21 protein-coding genes are annotated in these 20,955 nt (G+C 71.8%); 13 read left to right on the top strand and 8 right to left on the bottom strand.

Going from position 1 to position 20,955, the window contains the following annotated elements; all coding sequences use genetic code 11:
- Window positions 1–170 precede the first annotated feature (170 nt).
- From ectA to thpD, 4 genes are read left to right on the top strand one after another with little or no spacing between them, the layout of a single operon-like run.
- The gene (ectA, locus tag ACIA8X_RS19715; RefSeq protein ID WP_393443030.1) at window positions 171–677 is read left to right on the top strand and encodes a diaminobutyrate acetyltransferase; all 507 of its coding nucleotides are present in this window, start codon (window positions 171–173) and stop codon (window positions 675–677) included.
- Window positions 678–709: 32 nt separating this feature from the next.
- Window positions 710–1,981: a diaminobutyrate--2-oxoglutarate transaminase gene (gene ectB, locus ACIA8X_RS19710; protein WP_393443028.1), complete on the top strand. Its 1,272-nt coding sequence runs from the start codon at window positions 710–712 to the stop codon at window positions 1,979–1,981.
- A 48-nt stretch (window positions 1,982–2,029) separates the two neighbouring features.
- Window positions 2,030–2,434: an ectoine synthase gene (locus ACIA8X_RS19705; RefSeq protein WP_393443026.1), complete on the top strand. Its 405-nt coding sequence runs from the start codon at window positions 2,030–2,032 to the stop codon at window positions 2,432–2,434.
- A 7-nt stretch (window positions 2,435–2,441) separates the two neighbouring features.
- Window positions 2,442–3,344: an ectoine hydroxylase gene (thpD, locus tag ACIA8X_RS19700; RefSeq protein WP_393443024.1), complete on the top strand. Its 903-nt coding sequence runs from the start codon at window positions 2,442–2,444 to the stop codon at window positions 3,342–3,344.
- A gap of 23 nt (window positions 3,345–3,367) precedes the next feature.
- Here thpD and ACIA8X_RS19695 read toward each other — a convergent pair whose 3' ends face one another.
- The 6 genes from ACIA8X_RS19695 to ACIA8X_RS19670 all read right to left on the bottom strand — a co-directional run bounded on the left by ACIA8X_RS19695 (window position 3,368) and on the right by ACIA8X_RS19670 (window position 8,558).
- The gene (locus tag ACIA8X_RS19695) at window positions 3,368–4,369 is read right to left on the bottom strand and encodes a maleylpyruvate isomerase family mycothiol-dependent enzyme (protein ID WP_399458750.1); all 1,002 of its coding nucleotides are present in this window, start codon (window positions 4,367–4,369) and stop codon (window positions 3,368–3,370) included.
- Between the two features lie 49 nt (window positions 4,370–4,418).
- Window positions 4,419–5,036: an RNA polymerase sigma factor gene (locus ACIA8X_RS19690; RefSeq protein ID WP_399458749.1), complete on the bottom strand. Its 618-nt coding sequence runs from the start codon at window positions 5,034–5,036 to the stop codon at window positions 4,419–4,421.
- Window positions 5,037–5,081: 45 nt separating this feature from the next.
- On the bottom strand, window positions 5,082–6,134 hold the full coding sequence (locus tag ACIA8X_RS19685; RefSeq protein ID WP_399458748.1) for an aminotransferase class V-fold PLP-dependent enzyme: 1,053 nt from the start codon (window positions 6,132–6,134) through the stop codon (window positions 5,082–5,084).
- 99 nt (window positions 6,135–6,233) lie between these two features.
- Window positions 6,234–6,950 carry a DsbA family oxidoreductase gene (locus ACIA8X_RS19680; protein ID WP_393443016.1) on the bottom strand — a complete coding sequence of 239 codons (717 nt, stop codon included), beginning with the start codon at window positions 6,948–6,950 and terminating at the stop codon, window positions 6,234–6,236.
- Between the two features lie 94 nt (window positions 6,951–7,044).
- Window positions 7,045–7,548, bottom strand: a complete 504-nt coding sequence (locus ACIA8X_RS19675; RefSeq protein WP_399458747.1) for a GNAT family N-acetyltransferase — start codon at window positions 7,546–7,548, stop codon at window positions 7,045–7,047.
- Complete coding sequence (locus tag ACIA8X_RS19670; protein ID WP_399458746.1) at window positions 7,545–8,558, bottom strand: GlxA family transcriptional regulator; 1,014 nt, start codon at window positions 8,556–8,558, stop codon at window positions 7,545–7,547. The genes ACIA8X_RS19675 and ACIA8X_RS19670 overlap by 4 nt, the downstream gene beginning before the upstream one ends.
- Before the next feature lie 70 nt (window positions 8,559–8,628).
- Between ACIA8X_RS19670 and ACIA8X_RS19665 the strand changes: the two genes are divergently transcribed.
- The gene (locus ACIA8X_RS19665; RefSeq protein WP_399458744.1) at window positions 8,629–10,017 is read left to right on the top strand and encodes an MFS transporter; all 1,389 of its coding nucleotides are present in this window, start codon (window positions 8,629–8,631) and stop codon (window positions 10,015–10,017) included.
- On the opposite strand, the gene ACIA8X_RS19660 is transcribed toward ACIA8X_RS19665, so the two are convergent.
- Window positions 9,977–10,585 carry a DUF1349 domain-containing protein gene (locus ACIA8X_RS19660; RefSeq protein ID WP_093907283.1) on the bottom strand — a complete coding sequence of 203 codons (609 nt, stop codon included), beginning with the start codon at window positions 10,583–10,585 and terminating at the stop codon, window positions 9,977–9,979. The genes ACIA8X_RS19665 and ACIA8X_RS19660 overlap by 41 nt on opposite strands.
- 167 nt (window positions 10,586–10,752) lie before the next feature.
- Here ACIA8X_RS19660 and ACIA8X_RS19655 point away from each other — a divergent pair, with 167 nt between their 5' ends.
- On the top strand, window positions 10,753–12,477 hold the full coding sequence (locus ACIA8X_RS19655) for a sensor histidine kinase (protein ID WP_399458743.1): 1,725 nt from the start codon (window positions 10,753–10,755) through the stop codon (window positions 12,475–12,477).
- A 93-nt stretch (window positions 12,478–12,570) separates the two neighbouring features.
- Window positions 12,571–13,233, top strand: a complete 663-nt coding sequence (locus tag ACIA8X_RS19650) for a response regulator (protein ID WP_393443006.1) — start codon at window positions 12,571–12,573, stop codon at window positions 13,231–13,233.
- 225 nt (window positions 13,234–13,458) lie between these two features.
- On the opposite strand, the gene ACIA8X_RS19645 is transcribed toward ACIA8X_RS19650, so the two are convergent.
- Window positions 13,459–14,988: an aldehyde dehydrogenase (NADP(+)) gene (locus ACIA8X_RS19645; protein WP_399458742.1), complete on the bottom strand. Its 1,530-nt coding sequence runs from the start codon at window positions 14,986–14,988 to the stop codon at window positions 13,459–13,461.
- Between the two features lie 132 nt (window positions 14,989–15,120).
- On the opposite strand from ACIA8X_RS19645, the gene ACIA8X_RS19640 reads away from it, so the two are divergent.
- The 6 genes from ACIA8X_RS19640 (at window position 15,121) to ACIA8X_RS19615 (ending at window position 20,954) form a co-directional block, all read left to right on the top strand.
- A complete protein-coding gene (locus tag ACIA8X_RS19640; RefSeq protein ID WP_093907279.1) occupies window positions 15,121–15,894 on the top strand; it encodes an IclR family transcriptional regulator in 774 nt (257 codons plus the stop codon).
- A gap of 22 nt (window positions 15,895–15,916) precedes the next feature.
- Window positions 15,917–16,387 (top strand): GNAT family N-acetyltransferase, encoded by a 471-nt coding sequence (locus tag ACIA8X_RS19635; RefSeq protein ID WP_393443002.1) that lies wholly within the window; start codon window positions 15,917–15,919, stop codon window positions 16,385–16,387.
- An 80-nt stretch (window positions 16,388–16,467) separates the two neighbouring features.
- Window positions 16,468–17,472 carry a hypothetical protein gene (locus ACIA8X_RS19630; RefSeq protein ID WP_399458741.1) on the top strand — a complete coding sequence of 335 codons (1,005 nt, stop codon included), beginning with the start codon at window positions 16,468–16,470 and terminating at the stop codon, window positions 17,470–17,472.
- Window positions 17,469–18,734: a sensor histidine kinase gene (locus ACIA8X_RS19625; RefSeq protein ID WP_399458740.1), complete on the top strand. Its 1,266-nt coding sequence runs from the start codon at window positions 17,469–17,471 to the stop codon at window positions 18,732–18,734. The genes ACIA8X_RS19630 and ACIA8X_RS19625 overlap by 4 nt, the downstream gene beginning before the upstream one ends.
- Before the next feature lie 56 nt (window positions 18,735–18,790).
- Window positions 18,791–19,453 carry a response regulator gene (locus ACIA8X_RS19620; protein WP_393442996.1) on the top strand — a complete coding sequence of 221 codons (663 nt, stop codon included), beginning with the start codon at window positions 18,791–18,793 and terminating at the stop codon, window positions 19,451–19,453.
- Between the two features lie 55 nt (window positions 19,454–19,508).
- Window positions 19,509–20,954 carry a peptidoglycan D,D-transpeptidase FtsI family protein gene (locus ACIA8X_RS19615; protein ID WP_393442994.1) on the top strand — a complete coding sequence of 482 codons (1,446 nt, stop codon included), beginning with the start codon at window positions 19,509–19,511 and terminating at the stop codon, window positions 20,952–20,954.
- Window position 20,955: the final 1 nt, after the last annotated feature.

Raw genomic sequence — 20,955 nt, 5'->3', positions numbered from 1 at the left:
TGTGACGCGTTCCACATCCCGCCCGATTTGCCTGGTATTAGGGTAGCAAAAGGGGCGTTTCGCACCCCTCAAGCGGCACTGCTCACGCCCGCGTGATAACACACCCAGCCCGCACGCGTAACCCCTCACGGCCATGCAATTTCGAATTTCCCTCGGTAAATTCAATTCGCATGACTGCCGCACAAGCAGACCTGCAAATCGACCGTCCGGCGGTGGCCGACGGGGCCGCGCTGTGGCGGATTGCCAGAGACTCCAAAGCCCTCGACCTCAACTCGTCGTACAGCTATCTGCTGTGGTGTCGGGACTTCGCCGGCACGTCGGCCGTCGCGCGTGACGAGCGCGGGGAGCCGGTCGGGTTCGTGACCGGGTACGTACGGCCCGAGCGTCCGCACACCCTGCTCGTCTGGCAGGTGGCCGTGGACGACGCCCATCGCGGCCGCGGCATCGCCGCCGCGCTGCTCGACGGGCTCGTCGCACGGGTCGGCCGCGAGTACGGCATCACCAGCGTCGAGACGACCATCACACCCGGCAACACCGCCTCCGAGCGGCTGTTCGGCTCCTTCGCGGAGCGGCACGAGGCCGCCCTGGAGCGCGAGGTGCTCTTCCCCACGAGCGTGTTCCCGGACGGACCGCACGACCCCGAAGTGCTGTACGTCATCGGTCCCCTCTCCCTCTGACCTCCCCCCACGCAAACGAGGAGCGATTCGTCGTGACCATCACCCAGCCCGACCTCAGTGTCTTCGAGACCCTCGAGTCCGAGGTGCGCAGCTACTGCCGCGGCTGGCCCACCGTCTTCGACCGCGCGCGCGGCAGCCGCATGTACGACGAGGACGGCCACGAGTATCTGGACTTCTTCGCCGGCGCCGGTTCGCTGAACTACGGGCACAACAACCCCGTCCTCAAACGAGCGTTGATCGACTACCTGGAGCGGGACGGCGTCACGCACGGGCTCGACATGTCCACCAGCGCCAAGCGTGCCTTCCTGCAGACCTTCCAGGACCTGGTGCTGCGGCCGCGTGACCTGCCGTACAAGGTCATGTTCCCGGGTCCGACCGGCACCAACGCCGTGGAGTCCGCGCTGAAGTTGGCCCGGAAGGTGAAGGGGCGCGAGGCCATCGTGTCGTTCACCAACGCCTTCCACGGGATGTCCCTCGGCTCCCTGGCCGTGACCGGCAACGCCTTCAAGCGCGCCGGCGCCGGCATCCCGCTCGTGCACGGCACGCCCATGCCGTTCGACAACTACTTCGACGGCACGGTCGAGGACTTCCTGTGGTTCGAGCGGCTCCTGGAGGACCAGGGCTCCGGGCTCAACAAGCCGGCCGCCGTGATCGTGGAGACCGTGCAGGGCGAGGGCGGCATCAACGTCGCCCGCGCGGAGTGGCTGCGCGCGCTCGCCGACCTGTGCGAGCGGCAGGACATGCTGCTCATCGTCGACGACATCCAGATGGGGTGTGGTCGGACCGGCGCCTTCTTCTCCTTCGAGGAGGCCGGGATCACGCCGGACATCGTCACCGTGTCCAAGTCCATCAGCGGCTACGGACTGCCCATGTCGCTGTGCCTGTTCAAGCCCGAGCTGGACATCTGGGAGCCGGGCGAGCACAACGGCACCTTCCGCGGCAACAACCCCGCCTTCGTCACCGCGACCGCGGCCCTGGAGATGTACTGGGCCGACGGCAACGCGATGGAGAAGCAGACCCGGGCGCGCGGCGAGCAGGTCGAGCAGGGGCTGATCGCGATCTGCGAGGAGAACCCCGCCGACGTGAAGGAGTACCGGGGCCGCGGCCTGGTGTGGGGCATGGAGTTCCACGACAAGGAGCGCGCCGGCCGGATCGCCCAGCGGGCCTTCGAACTCGGGCTGCTCATCGAGACGTCCGGCCCTGAGAGCGAGGTGGTCAAGCTGCTGCCCGCTCTCACCATCACCCCGGACGAGCTGGACGAGGGCCTCAGCGTCCTCGCCCGCGCCGTCCGCGAGACCGCCTGAGCGGTCGAGAACACGAGAACACCACCACCTAGGAGGCATCGCAGCACCGTGATCGTGCGTTCGTTCAAGGAGATTGAAGGCACCGACCGGCACGTGAAGTCGGCGTCCGGCACCTGGGAGAGCAAACGCATCGTCCTCGCCAAGGAGAGGGTCGGCTTCTCCCTGCACGAGACGATCCTGTACGCGGGTACGGAGACGTCGATGTGGTACGCGAACCACATCGAGGCCGTCGTCTGTGTGGAGGGCGAGGCCGAGCTGACCGACCACGAGACCGGGCGGACGCATGTGATCACGCCCGGGACCATGTACCTCCTGGACGGGCACGAGAGGCACACGCTGCGGATCAAGGAGGACTTCCGCTGCATCTGTGTCTTCAACCCGCCCGTGACCGGCCGGGAGGACCACGACGAGAACGGCGTCTACCCGCTGCTCACCGAGCCCGAGGAGGTGTGAGAACCCCATGACCACCGCCATGACCGGAAGCGTCACCGATCTCTACCCCAGCCGAGCCGCCACCGAGGTGGCGACCCCGCGCAAGGACCCCGTCGTGTGGGGCTCGCCCGACACCCCCGGCCCGATCGCGACCACCGACCTGCAGTCCTTCGAGCGCGACGGCTTCCTCGCCATCGACCAGCTCATCACCGAGGACGAGGTCGCGGTCTACCACCAGGAGCTGGAGCGGCTGGTCACGGATCCGGGGATCCGTGCGGACGAGCGCTCGATCGTCGAGCCTAAGTCCAAGGAGATCCGGTCCGTCTTCGAAGTGCACAAGATCAGCCAGGTGTTCGCGAACCTGGTGCGCGACGAGCGGGTCGTCGGGCGGGCGCGGCAGATCCTCGGCTCGGACGTGTACGTCCACCAGTCGCGGATCAACGTCAAGCCGGGCTTCGGGGCCAGCGGCTTCTACTGGCACTCCGACTTCGAGACCTGGCACGCCGAGGACGGCCTGCCGAACATGCGGACGGTGTCCGTCTCGATCGCGCTGACCGAGAACTACGACACCAACGGCGGGCTCATGATCATGCCCGGCTCGCATCGGACGTTCCTCGGCTGTGCTGGCGCCACGCCGAAGGACAACTACAAGAAGTCCCTGCAGATGCAGGACGCGGGCACGCCGTCCGACGAGGCGCTGACCGCCATGGCGAGCGAATACGGCATCAAGCTCTTCACGGGCAGGGCCGGTTCGGCGACGTGGTTCGACTGCAACTGCATGCACGGTTCCGGGGACAACATCACCCCGTTCCCGCGCAGCAACGTCTTCATCGTGTTCAACAGCGTGGAGAACGCGGCCGTCGAGCCCTTCGCGGCTCCCGTACGGCGTCCTGAGTTCATCGGCGCCAGGGACTTCACCCCGGTGAAGTGACACTCACCCCGGTGAAGTAACCCTCACAGCCACGCCAGCGACGCGGCCCGCTCCAGTACGTTCCGTACGGCGGCCGCGTCGCCCGTGGCGCCCCTCGGTACCGTCCGAGGTGTGTACCGCCCGCCGACCAGCAGGCAGAAGTCGACCGGCTCCAGGACGAGTTCGGCCCGTACCGGCTCGTCCGCGGAACCCAGCACCCACTCCTCGCCCCCGGTGACCGAGAACAGCACCGGGGGCGCGCCGGTGCCCAGGGCCAGACCGAGGACGCGCACCGCGAGGCGGACCAGCTGCCCCAGGTGCTCCTGCGGCGGCGGTGGGACGGAAAGGCCGAGGGCACGGCCGATGTCGTCGGTGTGGACCCACGTCTCGAAGGCGCGCACCACGAAGTGGTCGGCGATGGGCAGCCGCAGCCCCATCAACGTCACGGCCCGTGCCGCGAGTTGGGGATCCCGGGCCTCGGGCGTGGCAAGCAGTTCGTCCGCCTGCGCGGTCCAGTCGGCCACGGTCTCCTCGGGCGTACGGCCGTGCTCGTGGGCGATGACGTCGGCGGTACGGCGGTCCCAGGCATCCTCCCAGGGCGTCCCCTCCTTGATCCGCGAGGGCGGCACGCGAGAGCCGATGCCCAGCAGCGCGGCCAGGTGCTCGTCGGCGGCGAGGAGGTGGGCGACGGTGGCGTGCGCGTCCCAGTCGTGCACGACCGGCATGGCCCAGCGGCCCGCCAGCTCGGGCAGCAGCGCCTGCAGCCCGGCGACGGCGGCGGCGTAGGGCGCGGCGTGCCCGGCGACACGTGCGGCTGCCGGGCGGCTGCGCAGGGCGAGGGACAGCGCGCCGTCGGCCGACCGCGCGGGAGCCGCCGGCGGCGGCCCGTCCAGCAGCCGTACCGTCTCCCGCAGCCGTGCCGCCTCCGCCGCGCAGCTCCCGCAGTCGGCCAGGTGTGCCGTGAGCGTCTCCTCCTCGGCCGGGTCCAGGGCGCCGAAGGCCCAGGCGGCCAGCAGGTCACGTACGGCCTCGTGATCGTCGGTCATCGCGTGCCTCCTCCCGGTGCCGCTTTCCCCGCGAGTACCCCTCTCGCCATCATGCGCCCCTTTCGAGCGCCGGGTCCGGCGGGTCGGCCAAAGTTTCCGCCAAGGAGCGCAGGGCCCTGCGCAGCCGGGTCTTGGCCGTGCCCTCGGGGATCCCCAGTTCGACGGCGGCCTGCCGGTAGGTGCGGCCGGCGAAGTAGGCGAGGTGCACGACCTCCCGTTGCGGCTGCGGGAGTTCGGCGAGGGCGGAGTGCAGCAGAAGGGAGCGCTCCCGGTCGACGACCGTCTCGTCGGGGCCGGGACCGGCGTCGGGGATGGCCTGGAGCGCCGAGTCGTCGGCTCCGGCGTCCTTGCGGTGCCGGGCCTCGCTGCGGACCCAGTCCACGGCCCGCCGGTGGGCGAGCACGGACAGCCAGGTGCGCAGCGAGCCGCGGTGCGGGTCGAAGGCGTACGGCCTGCTCCACAGCTGGGCGAAGACCTCCTGCGCCACGTCCTCGGCGGCGCCCGGCGAGCGGGTCACCCGCACGGCGGCCCGCCGCACCAGCCCGCCGTACGCCGCGTACACCTCGGCCAGCGCGGACTCGTCGCCGTACACCAGCCGCCGGTGCACCTGCGCGTCGGCAGACGGCTGGACGGACGTGTCGCCCGTGGACTCCACCGGTACCACCACCCCTGGTGCCCTTCCTAGCGCCCCGGGCGGGCCCGCGCCAGTGGTTCAGGCAGACAGGGCGTCCAGCAGCCGGTCGACATCCTCGACGGTGTTGTAGAGGTGGAAGGCCGCGCGCAGATGGCCCGCTCGGTTGGAGACCTCGATTCCGGCGGCGCTCAGCGCGGGCTGGCGGGTGCCGAGGCCGGGCACGGACACGATCGCCGAGCCGGGCGAGGGCACCGGTTCGTGGCCGAGGGTGGCCAGTCCCGCGCGGAAGCGGTCGGCGAGGGCGAGGTCGTGGGCCCGGATGGCGGTGACGCCGAGTTCCTCGACCAGCTCCAGCGAGGTACGCAGTCCGGCGTAGGCGAAGAGGGCGGGGCTGATGTCGAAGCGCCGGGCGGAGCGGGCGAGATTCTCGACGGGGCCGTAGCAGCTCTCCCAGGGGATCTCCCCGGCGACCCAGCCGGCGAGCAGCGGCGACAGCCCGCCGAAGTCCTCGGGGACGACGCAGAACGCGACTCCGTGCGGGCCCAGGAGCCACTTGAAGCCGACGGCGGCGAGGAAGTCGTACTGGTCGGCCTCCAACGGCAGCCATCCGGCCGCCTGGGAGGCGTCGACGTAGGTGCGTGCCCCGTGCTCCAGTGCGGCGGCGCGCACCGCGGGCAGGTCGGCGATCCGGCCGTCGGCGGACTGCGCGGCGCTGACCGCGACCAGCGCGGTGTCCGGGCGGACCGACTCGGCGAGGCGGTCCAGCGGGACGGCGCGCACCTTGAGGTCGCCGCGCATGTGGAAGGGGTTCACCAGGGAGGAGAAGTCGGCCTCGGCGGTGAGGACTTCGGCGCCGGCGGGCAGCGAGGCGGCGATCAGCCCGCCGTACTCGGCGACCGAGGCCCCGGTCGCGACCCGCTCCACGGGCACGCCGGACAGCCGGGCGAAGGAGGCGCGCACGATCTCGACGTCCTCGTACAGCGGGCCCAGCGGGATGCCCTCGGCCCGCATCCGTGCGGCTCGGTGCAGGGCGGTCACGGTGCGGGCCGGGAGGAGCCCGTTGCTCGCGGTGTTGAGATAGACGCTCTTCGGGGCGAACTCGGCACGGACGAGGCTCTCGAAGGTCTCCATGGCTCCACTGTGGGCCCTGGGCACCTATCGGTCTATTGCGATTCTTTACGTGGTTTTACTAAGCAACGCTTATATATCGGTCCCGACCTGCGGGTTCGCTCAGCGCTGCGGTACCGCGCAGCCGTCCGGACCGCACGCGTCCGCGTCACCCTGATCGATGAGCGTCAGCGGCGACCGCTCGCCCCACGCCTGCGTCAGCGCCTGCTGGAAGACCTCGGCGGGCTGGGCGCCGGAGACGCCGAACTTGCGGTCGAGGACGAAGAAGGGCACGCCGTTCGCGCCGAGCTGGGCGGCCTCGCGCTCGTCGGCGCGGACGTCGTCGGCGTAGGCGTCCGGGTCGGCGAGGACCTTGCGGGCGTCGTCGGCGTCAAGACCGGCGGCGACGGCCAGCTCCACGAGCCGCTCGTCGCCCTCGGCGAAGACGGACCGCTCCTCGGCGAAGTTCGCCCGGTAGAGGATCTGGATCAGCTCGTCCTGCCTGCCGTTCTCCTTGGCGAGGTGCAGGAGGCGGTGCATGTCGAAGGTGTTGCCGTGGTCCCGGCCCTCGGTGCGGTACGCGAGCCCCTCCGCGGCGGCCTGCGCACCGAGGTTCTCCTCGCCCGCCCGGGCCTGCGCCGCGCTCATGCCGTACTTCTTCGTGAGCATGGTGATCACGGGCTGGATGTCGCCCTTGGCCCGCCCGGGATCCAGCTCGAACGAGCGGTGCACCACCTCGACCTGCTCGCGGTGCGGGAATGCCTCGAGCGCCTTCTCGAAGCGGGCCTTGCCCACGTAGCACCAGGGGCAGGCGATGTCGCTCCAGATCTCGACGCGCATGTCTGTGGCTCTCTCCGGTCGTACGGGTACGGAGACTCCCTCCGCTTAGAACGTGAACGTTCAACCAGGAGGCTTCATTCCCGGGTGACAGGGTTCATTCCCGGGTGACGGAGAAGCGGAGGCTCAGGTGGTGGTCGCCGTTCGCGGGCGGGTTCTCCGGGTCCGGGATCCAGCCCTGACGGGCGTAGAAGCCCTGGGCGCGCCGGTTGTCGACATGCACGTCGAGGACGGCCGTCCCCTTGCCGTCGGCCCGCCACTCCTCGACGCAGGCGGCGTGCAGAGCCGTACCGACGCCACGGCTCCAGTGGTCGGGGTCGACGTGGAACTGGAACAGTTTGACCTTGTCCGCGGGGGCGTCCTCCGGGGTGCGGAACAAGGCCAGGCCGATGATGCGGCCCTCCTCGACGACGCACAGCACATGCGCGTCCGGGCGCGCGATGGCACTCTGCCAGGCGGCGAGCCAATCCGTGCCGTCCTGCGGGAGCCCGTCGGGGTAGTAGGTCGCCCGGGCGCGGGTGTGCAGTGCGACGACGTCCTCGACCTCGGCGGACAGAACGGTGCGAATCACGCGACTTGTGGTCACTCGGTCACTGATCATGCAACGGAGGACGTGACCCCGACTGCTCCGGTTCCGGTCGCGGTTGCGGTTCCGAGCCGGCTGAACTGCGCCCGATAGGCGCTCGGCGTCAGTCCCGTACGGCGCACCAGATGCCCCCGCAGCGAGTCGGCCGTGCCCAGACCGCAGGCGCGGGCCACCTGGTCCATGGGCAGGGCGGTGGTCTCCAGCAGTTCCTTGGCGCGCTCGATGCGCTGGTGGAGCAGCCACTGCAGCGGGCTCACCCCGCTCTCGGCGTGGAAGCGCCGGGTGAGGGTGCGGACGCTGACGCCGGAGTGGCGGGCCAGGTCGGTGAGGGTGAGCGGCTTGTCGAGGTTGCGCATGGCCCAGCCGCGGGTGTCGGCGCAGGCGGTGCCGCGCTCGGGCGGCAGCGGGGTCTGGGTGAACTGGGTCTGGCCGCCGGGCCGTACGGGTGCGACGAGGGCGCCGCGGGCGACCTCGTTGGCGACGGCGGCGCCGTAGTCGGTGCGGATGACGTGCAGGCACAGGTCGATGCCGGCGGCGTAGCCGGACGCCGTCAGGTACGGGCCGTCCTGTATGTACAGCACGTCCCCGCACAGGTCGATCTGCGGGTACCGCCTGCGCAGTTCCTCGGCGTGCGCCCAGTAGGTGGTGGCCTTGCGGCCCTGGAGCAGGCCCGCCTCGGCCAGTTGGAAGGCGCCGGTGCACAGCGACGCGATGCGCTTGCCGGCGTCCGCCGCCTCCTTGACGGCGGCCACGATCCGCGCCTCCGGCTCGTACGGCGCCCCGGTGCCCGCCACGATCACCGTGTCGGCGTCCCGCACCGCGTCGAGGCCGTGCCGTACGTACAGGTCGAGGCCGCCGGAGGTGGGCACGGGTCCCGGCTCGGCCGCGCAGACCAGCACCTCGTACCCGGGCCGCCCGTCGCTGACGACCTTGCCGAAGAGCATCTCCGGGATGGCGAGGTTGAACATCGACACCGGCGACGGCGCGATGACGGCGATGCGGTGCGGCGTGAACGGCTGGGACATGGCCAGAACCTCCGGGTGCATGGCATTCCGGCCACTACTGTACGGCGGCGGAGATCCGCAGCATGGAGTCATGTCATCGAACCCCACCCTCCAGGCGGACGAACTCGCCGAATCCGAGCGTGCGTTGGAGTCCACCAGGCCGTCCCCCGCGCTCACGCTGACCGCCGCCCTCCTCGGCTTCGCGCTGATCTGCCTCGACGCCTCAGTGGTGAACGTGGCGCTGCCCGCGATCGGCGACTCTCTCGACGGCGGCATGTCGGGCCTGCAGTGGGTGGTGGACGCCTACACGCTGGCCTTCGCCGCGCTGATGCTGTCCACCGGGGCGTTCGCGGATCGGGCGGGCGCGAGCCGTGCCTACGCGCTCGGCACCGTCGTGTTCACGCTCGCCTCGGTGGCCTGCGGGCTGGCGCCGAACCTGCCGACGCTGATCGGTGCGCGGGTGGTGCAGGGCGTGGCGGCGGCCGCCGTGCTGCCCGCCTCCCTCGCCCTGGTGCGGCAGGCGTACGCCGATCCGGCCCGGCGGGCCCGCGCTGTGGCGCTGTGGGCGGCGGGCGGTTCGGCCGCGGTGGCGCTCGGTCCGGTGGCGGGCGGCGCGCTGACCACGGCCTGGGACTGGCGGGGGATCTTCTTCGTCAACGTGCCGATCGGCCTGGTGATCCTGGCCCTGCTGATCCGGGCCCCGCGCTCGGAGCGCCGTCCGGCGCCGCTGGACGTACCGGGCCAGGTGACCGCGGTGGTGGCGCTCACGGCCCTGGCGTTCGCGGTGATCGAAGGCGGGACGGCGGGCTGGGCGGCGCTGGCGGTGGCCGTCGTCGCGGCCGTGGCGTTCCTGCGGATCGAGGCGCGCGGAGCGCATCCGGTCGTCCCCCTCGACCTCTTCCGGAACCGGACGGTGACGGCGACGGTCGCGGCCGGAGCGGCGGTCAGCGTCGCCTTCTACAGCCTGGTGTTCGTCTTCTCGCTCTTCTTCCAGCAGGTGCAGGGCCGTTCGGCGCTGCACGCCGGGCTGCTGTTCCTGCCGATGACCGGGCTGATCGCGGTGACGAACGTCGTGGCGGGCAAGCTCGCCGGCCGCTACGGCCCCCGGCTGCCGATGCTGGTGGGGCAGGCCCTGGCCGTCGTAGGCCTGCTCCTGCTGCTCTACGTCGACGCCGGCACGCCCTCGTCCCTGGTGGCCGTGCTCCTCGCCCCCATGGCCCTGGGCTGCGCGCTGACGGTGCCGCCGCTCACCGCGGCGATGATGGACGCCGTGCCGGCCGAGCGTGCGGGCCTGGCGGCCGGTGTGCTCAACGCGGCACGCCAGGTGTCCGGCGGTCTCGGCATCGCCGCCTTCGGGGCGCTGATCTCCGACGGGTTCGTCGGGGGGATGCGGCTGAGCCTGGTCATCAGCGCGGCCCTGCTCACGGTGACGTTCGCGCTCAGCTGCCGTCTCGCAGGTCCTTCGGCCAGTTCGGCCTGAACTCCAGGTGGTCGTAGGTCACGACGCAGCCCTCCCCCATCGGCGACTGCGTCATGAAGCCGACCAGGGCGGCGTCCGCCTCCTTCTCCTCGCCCAGCGTGAACAGCCGGACGAAGGTCCAGCGCTCACCGTCCCGGGAGGCGTGGAAGGCGAAGGCCCGCCCGGTCCGGCTCAGCCGCAGCCAGACCGAACTGCCCTCCACGGTGAAGGAGTTGGCGTCGTCGGAGTGGCCTCGCGTGACCACCGTGCACACGGTGGGCACGTCCGGGGAGTACTCCAGGCAGAGCTTGGCCCAGGCGCGCTCGCCGACATGGACGTAGAGCACCCCGGCGTCGAATGCGGCGGCGAAGCCGACGGTGACCCGGGCGATGAGCTGGAAGTCGCCCTCGGGCGACCCGAGCAGACGCGGCGCGTCGGAGGCGGGGTCGACGGCCTCACCGGTGGGCGGGACGAAACGGTCCTGCCGGGGTCCGGCCCATCCGGAGAGGAAGCCGTCCTCGTAGGACCAGTGGCCGTCGGGGCCGTAGGTGCGGAGCGGGAAGGGCAGTTCGGGAAGTTCCAGGTCCATGAGGGGATTCTTACAGGGCCCGCGCCTCGCCGGGTGTCCCCGGGGTGATCCCGTCAGCGGGAGCGAGGACGACGGTCGCGGCGGGGAGCGGGTGTTCACTTTCGTCGTTCGCGGGTGCGCCGAAGGGCGGATGCGGGCGGCCGGGGGTGAGTGTCTATCGTCTGCGCGTGGACGCAGCACTGACTCCCCGTACCGACCGGCCGCTCCGCGCCCGGCTCGTCGCCGCCTCGCCGTGGCCCCGCAAGCGGATCGTCGGGGAGGCCGTGCTCGCCGTCCTGCTCGCCGGGTTCGCGGGCCTCTTCGACGGGAAGGCCGGGTTCGGGGCGTGGACCGTCGCCGTGGCCCTGGCCGTCGCCGTCCTGTCGCTTGCCCGCCGCTCGCTGCCGGCGACGGTGGTGCTCGTGTCGTCGGCCATGGCCGGGGGCATCGCCGGTGCGACACCGCTGCTGATCTGTGCGAGCTGGTCGGCGGGCAGCCGCATTACGCGCCCCGGACGGGCACTGGCCGCGTACGCCGCGGGGCTCACGCTCAACATCGCCGTCGGAGCCCACATCGCGTCCGGCGAAGAGGTCGAACTGTCCCTTCTGATGACCGTCGTGCTGTCCGCGAGCGCGTTCCTGACGCTGGCGGTCGTGCCCGGTCTCGCCTCCCGCTACCGCGCCCAGCGCCACCGGCTGCTCGACACCCTGCGCCGGCACAACGCCCAACTGGTGCGCGAGCAGGCGATGGTGGCGCACCAGGCCCGCCTCCTCGAACGGCAGCGCATCGCCCAGGACATGCACGACAGCCTCGGCCACCAGCTCGCCCTGATCGCCGTGCACGCCGGGGCGCTGGAGGTCGACCCGGAGCTGGGCGACCGGCACCGGGAAGGGGTGGGCATCCTCCGGGAGGCCTCCAGGACCGCGATGCAGGAGCTGCGCGAGGCGGTGGGCATCCTGCGGGACGACGTCGCGGCGCCCGCCGGACAGCGGCCCGGGGCGGCCGACGCCGAGCCCCCGACGGCCCGCGTGGCGGCCTCTGTCGACGGCCTCGTCGAGTCGTCCCGGGCCGCGGGCGCGGCAGTTGAGCTGCACCGCTCCGGCACCGTACGGCCGCTCGCGCCCGCCGCCGACCACGCGGCGTACCGCATCGCCCAGGAGGGCCTGACCAACGCGCACAAGCACGCGCCGGGCGCCCCGATCACCGTGGCGCTGCGCTATGAACCGGACAGCCTGGTCGTCGAGGTGGCCAACGGGCCCGTGCCCGACTCGGCGCCCTCGGGCCCGCCCGCGGTGAGCGGCGGCCAGGGCCTGGCGGGCCTGCGGGAGAGGGCCCGGCTGGTCGGCGGCATGGTGCACACCGGGCCCACCCCCGACGGCGGTTTCCGCCTCGCCGGTGTGCTGCCCTACGGCGACGGGGAGCCCGTGCCCCGCCCCGAACGCGCGACCTCCGTCGCCCCGGACGACGACTTTCGGGGGCAGATCGCCGAGGGCGCGGCGGGCGACGGTGGAGCGGTCATCGACCGTTCCGATCCGCAAGGGGAGTTCGCCGCCATCATGAGCAGCAAGAAGAAGGTCGCCCTCGGCTGTGTCGTCACCTCCGTCGTCCTCGTCGGGGGCGTTGTCGCCCTCGGGGCCTGGGGGCTGACGGCGCTGTTCGACGAGGTGGAGAGCGGCACCATATCGGCGGGCGTGTACAAGTCCGCGAAGGTCGGCGACGCCGAGAAGGACGTCAAGGCCAAGCTGCCGGAGGGCAGTTCCCTGCTCACCGACGGACAGGAGAAGCAGGGCCCGCCGCTGCCCGAGGGCGCGACGTGCCGTCACTACCTCGACATCGACGAAGACATCGTCTACCGGTTCTGCTTCCGCGACGGGAAGCTGGTCGCGAAGGAGTCCTACAAGGACGAGCTCTGAACGGCGCCAACGAGGTCGCACGCGCGTCCGGATCGGGCATGATGGCGGGGCTTTGCCATCCGTTCATCGCACCCACACCGCGCAGGAGGCCGCGTGATCCGGGTCCTCGTCGCCGACGACGAGCCGCTCATCAGGGCCGGCATCAGGATGATCCTCACCTCGGCCGACGACATCGACGTCGTCGCCGAGGCGGCGGACGGCCGGGCCGCGGTGGAGACCGCCCGGAGCACCGCGGTCGACGTGGCCCTGCTGGACATCCAGATGCCGGTGATGGACGGACTGGCCGCGCTGGCCGAGCTGGGCCGGGCCGCGCCGGATGTGCGCGTGCTGATCCTGACCACGTTCGGCGAACGCGACAACGTGCTGCGGGCGCTGGGCCACGGCGGCGCGGGCTTCCTGCTGAAGGACTCCGCGCCGCAGGAGCTGATCCACGCGGTCCGTGCGGCGGCGGCCGGCAACGCCTATCTCTCCCCGGCCGCCACCCGGCACGTCGTGGACACCCTCGCCTCCCCCGCCGCCACCGCGCGCGGCGACCAGGCCCGCCGCCGTCTTGCCGACCTGACCGCCCGCGAACGCGAGGTACTGGCCCTGCTGGGCGAGGGCCTGTCCAACGCGGACGCGGGCGCCCGGCTGCACATGAGCGAGGCCACGGTGAAGACGTACGTCAGCCGCATCCTGACCAAGCTCGACTGCGAGAACAGGGTCCAGGCGGCCCTGCTGGCCCGGGACGCGGGCCTGGAGCCGAACAGGGGTTGACCGGGGTCAGAGCCTGTGTCATGTCTCCGGCCGGATCAGCGCGCGGCGTCATGGGGGTCCCCCCGCGCGAGGTTGTTCGAGCGTGGGGGCGCGTGCGATCGCAAGGCGCCGGAGCGCCCTCGTGGCGGAGCCACGTGGGCGGTTCGGCAACGCGGCTGGGGGTCCCCCCTCTGGGGGAGTGCGTGCCAGGCGTCGCGCGCCCGGCCGGAGACATGACGCAGGCTCTCAGCGCTCCAGCCGGCCGTTGAACCTGCGGGGCAGCCCCAGCGGGTTGTCGTCCCGCAGCTCCTGCGGCAGCAGTGCCTCGGGGACGCCCTGGTAGGCGACCGGCCTCATCCAGCGCTCGATCGCCGTACCGCCCACGGAGGTGGACGTCGAGGTCGTCGCCGGGTACGGACCACCGTGATGCTGGGCCGGGGCTACGGCCACACCCGTCGGCCAACCGTTCACCAGCACACGGCCGGCCAACGGCGTCAGCTCCGCGAGGATCTCCGCCCCGCGACCCTCACCCGCCGTCTCCTCGGCCGACAGATGAACCGTGGCCGTGAGGTTGCCGGGCAGACGGGACAGCACGGTACGGGCCTGGGCGTCGTCGTCGTAGCGGGCCACCACCGTCACCGGACCGAAGCACTCCTCCAGGAGCAGGTCGTACGCGCCCTCACTCGTGAGCTTGTCGGCCGCGACCGAGAGGAACCCGGCGCTGACCGTGTGCTCGCCGCCCGCGCCCGGCGTCACCGGCGACTCCACGTCCGGCAGCCCGGCGCGCTCGGCGACCCCGGCGACGAAGTTGTCCCGCATGCGGTGGTCGAGGAGGACACCGGCGTCCGTGTCGCTGACGGCGTCCGTGAGGGACTTGACCAGGCCGTCGCCCGCCGCGCCGGACGGCACCAGCACCAGGCCCGGCTTCACACAGAACTGGCCGACGCCCAGCGTCATGGACCCGGCAAGACCCGTGCCGATCGCCTCGCCGCGCTCGGTCGCGGCGGCCTCGGTGATCACGACCGGGTTCAGCGACCCCAGCTCACCGTGGAACGGGATCGGCACCGGACGCGCCGCGGCAGCGTCGAAGAGGGCGCGACCGCCTCGTACCGAACCGGTGAAGCCCGCGGCGGTGACCAGCGGGTGCTTGATCAGCTCGATGCCGGCCTCGAAGCCGTGCACGAGCCCGATCACGCCCTCGGGAATGCCGTGCTCGGCGGCGGCCGTACGCAGCACCTTGGCGACCAGCTCCGACAGCGCCGGGTGGTCGGGGTGGGCCTTGACGACGACCGGGCAGCCCGCGCCCAGCGCGCTCGCGGTGTCGCCGCCGGCGACGGAGAAGGCGAAGGGGAAGTTGGAGGCCGAGTAGACCGCGACGACGCCGAGGGACACCTTGTAGCGGCGCAGGTCCGGGATCGGCGGGGTGGCGGTGTCGTCGGGGTGGTTGATGACGACGTCCAGGAAGGCGCCCTCGTCGACGATGTCCGCGAAGGCCCTCAGCTGGTAGCAGGTGCGGGCGAGTTCGCCGGTGAGGCGGACCGGGCCGAGCGCGGTCTCGGCGTCGGCGGCCTCGACGAGCTGGTCCTTGGCGGCCTGCAGCCGGTCGGCGGCGCCGCGCAGGAAGGCCGCGCGGACCGTGCGGTCGGCGAGGGAGCCGCGCCCGTCGTGCGCGGCGCGGACGGCGGCGTCCACCTCCTGGGCTGTGGCCTCCACCGCAACCTGTTCACGCTGCTTCCCGGTTCGGGGGTCGACACTCCAGACTGGTGCTGCTGCCACCGCGGGTCCCTCCACATGTATTGCCGCAGTACGGGGGTCATTCACCAGGGTCGTTCGATATACTGAACGCTGTCTCTGATGATGAATATGCTGTTGGAGACTATTTCCCGTCGAACGAAGGGGTCAAGGGCGATGTCGGCTGGCGAGACGGGCGGCGGGGCGCAGGTCAAGTCCGCGGTACGGACGGTTGAACTGCTCGAATACTTCGCCGGACGCCCCGGCATGCACTCCCTCGCGTCGGTCCAGGAGGCCGTCGGATACCCCAAGTCCAGTCTCTACATGTTGCTGCGCACGCTTGTCGAGCTGGGCTGGGTGGAGACGGACGCGACGGGCACGCGGTACGGCATCGGCGTACGGGCGCTGCTGGTCGGCACGTCGTACATCGACGGCGACGAGGTGGTCGCGGCGGCGCGACCGACGCTGGACCGCCTCTCGGACGACACCACCGAGACGATCCACCTGGCCCGTCTGGACGGCACGAACGTCGTCTACCTGGCCACCCGCCAGTCCCAGCACTACCTGCGCCCCTTCACCCGGGTCGGCCGCCGGCTCCCCGCCCACTCGACCTCCCTCGGCAAGGCGCTGCTGAGCACCTACACGGACGAGCAGGTCCGCAAGCTGCTCCCGGAGACCCTCCCCGCGCTGACCGAGAACACGATCACCGACCGCGAGAAGCTCATCGAGGAGCTGCACCTGGTGCGCGAGCAGGGCTTCGCCGTGGACCGCGAGGAGAACACGCTGGGCCTGCGCTGCTTCGGCGTCGCGATCCCCTACCGCACCCCGGCACGCGACGCGATCAGCTGCTCGGTGCCGGTGGCGCGGCTGACCCCAGCGCACGAGCAGATGGTGAAGGACGCGCTGTTCGACGCGCGCGACCGGCTGACGCTGGCCACCCGTAGGCTCTGACTCCCTCGTAGGCTCTGCTGCCATGGATGTGGTACTCCGCGAGGTTCACGACAGCGATCTGCCGGTCTTCTACCGGCAGATGAACGACCCGGCGGCCCTGCGCATGGCGGCCTTCACCCCCAAGGACCCGGCCGACTGGGACGCCTTCGACGCTCACTGGGAACGGATCCGGTCCTCCTCGGACGTCCTGCGCACCATCCTGGCCGACGGTGACGTGGTGGGCAGCGCCGCCGTCTACGGGCAGCCGGGCGAGCGGGAGGTGACCTACTGGGTCGACCGCGCGTACTGGGGCCGGGGCGTCGCCACGGCCGCGTTGCGGGGGCTGATCGCCGAGGTCCCCGAACGCCCGCTGTACGCACGGGCGGCGGCGGACAACGAGGGCTCGCTGCGGGTGCTGGCGAAGTGCGGCTTCCGGGTGACCGCCCAGGCCAGGGGCTTCGCGAACGCGCGGGGCGAGGAGATCGACGAGGTCGTGCTCCACCTGGAGGGCTGAGGGCCTCTCCCCCGTCAGGCGGAGACGGATCATCGCCGCGCAGGAGGTGCCGGCCGGGGCCCTCGCGGGAGCGTGGTCGTATGACGCAGACACTCGCTCCCGCCCCTGAGACCGAGCAGCGCACGGTCGGTCTCAGCCGGGCCCGTCGCGCCCTGAGAGCCGTCGCCATCGTCTCCTGCGCGCCGTATCTCTCGCTCAAGGTCGCCTGGATCGCGGGGAGTCGGATCGGCATCCCGGACGGCAGCTCGCTGCTGGAGCACCGGGCGAGCATCGCCGTCGCCAACAGCGTCACCGTGCTCATGGACGCGGCCGTCATCGTGCTCGCGCTGGTGCTGACCCGGCCGTGGGGGCTGCGGGTGCCCGCGTGGCTGCTCGCCGTCCCCGCGTGGGTGGCCACCGGGCTGCTCGCGCCGATCATGGCCGGGTTTCCGCTCCAGGTCGCCGTCGACGCGCTCGGCGGGCCCACGAACACCACCGTCGCCGGTGGTGAACCCTTCCTCGACGCCTGGGTCTTCGGGGTCGTCTACACCGGGTTCATCGTGCAGGGACTCACCCTCGGCGCCCTGTTCGTGCTCTACGCCCGTGACCGCTGGGGCCGGTTGTGGGAGGGGCGGGTCTGGGAGCTTCCGGTCGGCCTCATCGGGGCGGCCCAGCGTGCCGTCGCCGTCGCCGCGGCCGGCTGCGCGCTACCGCCGCTGATCGTGCATGTGCTGTGGGCGTGCGGCGGCACCGCCGGGCTCGACGAGGCCCACCTCGCCGACCGCACCAGTGGCTTCTACGTCATGGAGGCCCTGTCCGCCGTGTTCCTCGCCATGGCCGTCACGGGTGGCCTTCTGCTCGCCTTCCGGCGCGGCCGGGCCCTGCCCGTGCGGCTGCCCCTCGCCCTCGCCTGGGTCGGCTCGGCGGCCGCGGTCTGCTGGGCGGCCTGGCTGTCGCTGGCCCCGCTCACGGACATGGCCGACGGCCCGACACCGGTGCTGAGCCTCACCTACGCTGGCCAGATGATCGTCGGCATCCTCGTCGCCTGCCTCGGCGTCCACTTCCTCGCGGAGCGCGCCGCGAGCGGGAAGTCCCGTACGGCGTGAGCCGGTTCGCGCGACTCCTGTTCGGGCGGCGGGCGCGCCGGCGCTGGATCCATCTGATCCTCGGCGGCGCGCTCGCCATGCCGTACGTCTTCGTGGGCCAGCTCGTCGTCGGCCCCGCCACCGACTCCCGGTACGTCTTCAACGACCTGCCCCTGCAACTGCTCTCCTTCGCCGTCGGGTTGCCCCTCGCCACGATCACCGCCGTCCTGTTCCCGCTGACCCGGTCCCTGGAGGCGGGCGCGGTGCGGTCGCTGTGCGGGGTGGAGGCGGGCCTGCTCGCCCACGGGCCGGCCCGGACGCGGGCGGCGAAGGGGCGGGCTGCGGCCTGGTTCACGCTGCATCTCGGGTTCGGCGGGATCATCTCCGGGATGTCGCTGGCGGTGCCGCCGTTCGCCGGCTTCCTCGTCGCGCTGCCGCTGCTGGTCTGGCTGGGCGGCGCCGAACTCGTCGACCTGCCCGAAGCCCTCGACCACACCTGGGTGTTGGCGCTCGCGCCGGTCGCGGGCGTGGCGACCATGGTGGCACTCGCCGGCTGCGCGGCCGTCTCCGGCACACTCCTCGCCCGCTGGGCGCCCGCGCTGCTCGGGCCCACGCCGGAGGACCGGCTCGCGGCGGCCGAGGCGCGCGCCGCCGACCTCGCCGTGCGCAACCGGCTCGCGCGCGAGCTGCACGACTCCGTCGGCCACGCCCTCAGCGCCGTGACCCTCCAGGCGAGCGCGGCCCGCCGGGTCCTGGACAGCGACCCGGAGTTCGTCCGCGAGGCCCTCGCCGCGATCGAGGACACGACCCGGCGCACGGTCGGCGAACTCGACGCCGTCCTGGGCGTGTTGAGGGAGGGCAACGCACCCGGTACGGCCCCGGCGCCCACCCTCGCCGCCGACCTGGCCGGCCTGCTGCGTCGCACGCGCGCGGGCGGACTGCGGGTGACGGCCACGCTCACCGCCGACGCCGAGGCCCTGCCGCCGGTCCTGTCCCGCGAGGCCTACCGGATCGTGCAGGAGGGGCTGAGCAACGCCCTCAAGCACGCCGGTGCCGGGGTGACCGTACTGCTGCGGATCGAGGTGGCCGACGGGCACCTGGGGATCACCGTCGAGAATCCCGTGGACGGCGCCCCCGAGTGCCGCCCCGGCGGCGGCCACGGCCTGCGCGGCATCGCCGACCGGGCGCGGCTGCTGGGCGGGACGACGGAGGCGGGCGCCGCAGAGGGGACGTGGCGGCTGCGGGTGCGGCTGCCGATGAGAGGACCTGTCGACTGCCCCTGAGAGGGACCGTCGACCGCCCGTGAAAGAACGCCCCGACTGCCCATGAAGGGACCCGCATGACGCCCCGCCCGACCATCCGGATCGTCCTCGCCGACGACGAGCGCATGGTGCGCACCGCCCTGCGCGCCATCCTCTCCGCCGAGCCGGACCTGGAGGTGGTCGGCGAGGCGGCGACCGGCGCCGAGGCGGTGTCCGTGGTGCGGGAGCGGCGGCCCGACGTGGTCCTCATGGACGTCCGCATGCCCGAGATCGACGGCATCCGCGCCACCGAGCAGATCCTCGCCACGCTCACCGACCCGCCCCGGATCGTCGTCGTCACCACCTTCGAGAACGACTCCTATGTGTACGACGCCCTGCGCGCCGGGGCCGCCGGGTTCCTGCTGAAGCGGGCGGAGGCCGACGCGCTCGTCCAGGCAGTACGGCTGGTCTCGCACACCGACACCCTGCTGTTCCCGTCGGCCGTACGCGGCCTCGCCGCCGAGCACGCGCGCGCGTGCCCCACACCTCCGCCCTGGGTGGCGCGGCTCACGGGCCGCGAGCGCGATGTGCTGCGGCTGATGGCCCAGGGCCTGACCAACGCGGAGATCGCGCGGCGGATGGAGGTCGGTCCGGCCACCGTGAAGTCGCATGTGGCGGCGGTTCTGGCGAAGACAGGCACCCGGGACCGCACACAGGCCGTGATCGCCGCGTACGAGGCGGGCTTCATGAACGCTCGATGAGAAAACGGGGCGCAAGGGAACGATTGCCCTCATCCCGCTCGTCTTCTCGAGTGGGATGAACAAGACGATCAGGCGGGTGTCCGTCTTCACACTGCTGCTGGTGCTCGCTCTGCTGGTCAGGGCGACCTGGGTGCAGTTCTACGAAGGCCAGGCCCTCGCGGACGACAAGCACAACCGGCGGAACACGATCGCGCTGTACAGCGAGCCGCTCGGCAACATCGTCGTGGGCGGCGAGGCGATCACCGGCTCGGCGCGGACGAAGAGCGGCGACCTCGCGTACAAGCGGACGTACACGGACGGCTCGCTGTACGCGGCGGTGACCGGATACAGCTCGCAGGCCTACGGCGCCACCCAGCTGGAGGGCGTCTACCAGGACCTGCTCGACGGAACCGACACCCGCCTGAAGAGCGTGCTCGACACGGTCACCAACAAGCGGTCCGACCCGGGCAACGTGATCACGACGATCGACCCGGACGTGCAGAAGGCGGCGTACGACGCGCTCGGCGACAACAAGGGCGCCGCCGTCGCGATCGACCCCACCACCGGAAAGATCCTGGCGGTCGCCTCCACTCCGTCGTACGACCCGTCGCGGATCACCACGGGCGACTCGGACGCCTGGAAGGAGCTGACCAAGGACGCCGAGAAGCCGATGACGAACCGCGCGCTGCGTCAGCCGCTGCCGCCGGGTTCGACGTTCAAGCTGGTCGTCGCGGCGGCCGCGCTGGAGGACGGGCTGTACTCGTCGGTGGACGACAAGACGGACAGCCCGAACCCGTACGACCTGCCCCAGTCGAGCAGCAAGCTGACGAACGAGAACGCGTCCGCCCCCTGTGAGGACGCCTCGATCCGGGTGGCCCTGCAGTACTCGTGCAACAACGTCTTCGGGAAGATGGCCGTCGACCTGGGCCAGGACAAGGTCAGGGCGACGGCCGAGAAGTTCGGCTTCAACGACGAGGAGCAGGACGTGCCGGTGCGGGCGTACACCAGCGTGTACCCCTCGGACATGGACAAGGCGCAGACGGCCCTGTCGGGCATCGGCCAGTTCGACGTCACCGCCACCCCGCTGCAGATGGCCATGGTGTCGGCGGCCATAGCCAACGGCGGCAAGCTGGTTTCGCCGCACATGGTGTCCAAGATCACCGACAGCGGTGGGGATGTGTTGGAGAACTACGACGGCCGGGCCGGCACCAAGGAGATCGTCAGCTCGGACACCGCGGAGCAGCTCCAGTCGGCGATGCAGACGGTCGTCGAGGAGGGCACCGGCACGAACGCCCAGATCTCGGGCGCGACGGTGGGCGGCAAGACGGGCACGGCCCAGCACGGCGAGAAGAACAGCAAGACGCCGTACGCCTGGTTCACGTCGTACGGGAAGGCCGACGGCAAGGAGGTCGCCGTGGCGGTGGTCGTGGAGCAGTCGGACGCGGCTCGGTCGGAGGTCAGCGGCAACGGGCTGGCCGCCCCCGTGGCCAAGAAGGTCATGGAGGCGGCACTCAAGAGCTAGC

The sequence above is a fragment of the Streptomyces sp. NPDC051738 genome, from assembly GCF_044453205.1.
GTDB lineage: Bacteria > Actinomycetota > Actinomycetes > Streptomycetales > Streptomycetaceae > Streptomyces.
The sequence above is the reverse complement of the archived record's forward strand: the minus strand, read 5'-3'. Positions and strand labels throughout refer to the sequence as shown.

Coding starts and splice junctions, on each gene's coding strand:
- ectA (WP_393443030.1), top strand. CDS start 171: ATGACTGCCGCACAAGCAGACCTGCAAATCGACCGTCCGGCGGTGGCC.
- thpD (WP_393443024.1), top strand. CDS start 2,442: ATGACCACCGCCATGACCGGAAGCGTCACCGATCTCTACCCCAGCCGA.
- ACIA8X_RS19695 (WP_399458750.1), bottom strand. CDS start 4,369: ATGACCGACGATCACGAGGCCGTACGTGACCTGCTGGCCGCCTGGGCC.
- ACIA8X_RS19685 (WP_399458748.1), bottom strand. CDS start 6,134: ATGGAGACCTTCGAGAGCCTCGTCCGTGCCGAGTTCGCCCCGAAGAGC.
- ACIA8X_RS19680 (WP_393443016.1), bottom strand. CDS start 6,950: ATGCGCGTCGAGATCTGGAGCGACATCGCCTGCCCCTGGTGCTACGTG.
- ACIA8X_RS19675 (WP_399458747.1), bottom strand. CDS start 7,548: ATGATCAGTGACCGAGTGACCACAAGTCGCGTGATTCGCACCGTTCTG.
- ACIA8X_RS19670 (WP_399458746.1), bottom strand. CDS start 8,558: ATGTCCCAGCCGTTCACGCCGCACCGCATCGCCGTCATCGCGCCGTCG.
- ACIA8X_RS19665 (WP_399458744.1), top strand. CDS start 8,629: ATGTCATCGAACCCCACCCTCCAGGCGGACGAACTCGCCGAATCCGAG.
- ACIA8X_RS19660 (WP_093907283.1), bottom strand. CDS start 10,585: ATGGACCTGGAACTTCCCGAACTGCCCTTCCCGCTCCGCACCTACGGC.
- ACIA8X_RS19640 (WP_093907279.1), top strand. CDS start 15,121: ATGTCGGCTGGCGAGACGGGCGGCGGGGCGCAGGTCAAGTCCGCGGTA.
- ACIA8X_RS19635 (WP_393443002.1), top strand. CDS start 15,917: ATGGATGTGGTACTCCGCGAGGTTCACGACAGCGATCTGCCGGTCTTC.
- ACIA8X_RS19630 (WP_399458741.1), top strand. CDS start 16,468: ATGACGCAGACACTCGCTCCCGCCCCTGAGACCGAGCAGCGCACGGTC.
- ACIA8X_RS19620 (WP_393442996.1), top strand. CDS start 18,791: ATGACGCCCCGCCCGACCATCCGGATCGTCCTCGCCGACGACGAGCGC.
- ACIA8X_RS19615 (WP_393442994.1), top strand. CDS start 19,509: ATGAACAAGACGATCAGGCGGGTGTCCGTCTTCACACTGCTGCTGGTG.